General features: G+C 55.5%; 1 protein-coding gene. It reads right to left on the reverse strand.

The features are described from left to right. On the reverse strand, positions 1-479 hold a 479-nt coding region (locus D7Y13_RS42295; RefSeq protein ID WP_439329265.1), incomplete at both ends, for a MutS-related protein.

Raw genomic sequence — 479 nt, forward strand, 5'->3', positions numbered from 1 at the left:
CTCGTAGCTGGAGTGAAGCTGCCAACCTGCGCGAGAAGCTGAATCAGTCCGACTTGTCTGAGATAGCAGCTTTTGCCGCTGGCGTTTGGCCCCGTGAGAATGATCAAATCTGGTAGATTTTGGCTGGCAAGTTCGACCGAGTTGGGGACGAAGAAGCCAGACGGTAGAGACTGCTCGACGACGGGGTGACGACCGGACTCGATCGCCAATTCTCGCGTCGCCACAATTTGCGGACGGCAGTAGCCTCGGTAGACGGCAATTTCAGCGAACGCGCAAAGGACATCAACGGAGGCGATCGCCTGTGCCAAAATCCGAATCTCGTCGGCATGTTGGCCGACCTGTTCGCGCAAGCTGCCGAAAATGTCGTACTCTAGCTGACCCAAATCATGACGAGCGTGGAGAATCGTGCTTTCGCGGTCTTTCAATTCTCCGGTGATGTAGCGCTCTTCATTCGTCAGCGTTTGTTTGCGGATGTAGCC

This window comes from Corallococcus praedator (assembly GCF_003612125.1).
GTDB lineage: Bacteria > Myxococcota > Myxococcia > Myxococcales > Myxococcaceae > Corallococcus > Corallococcus praedator.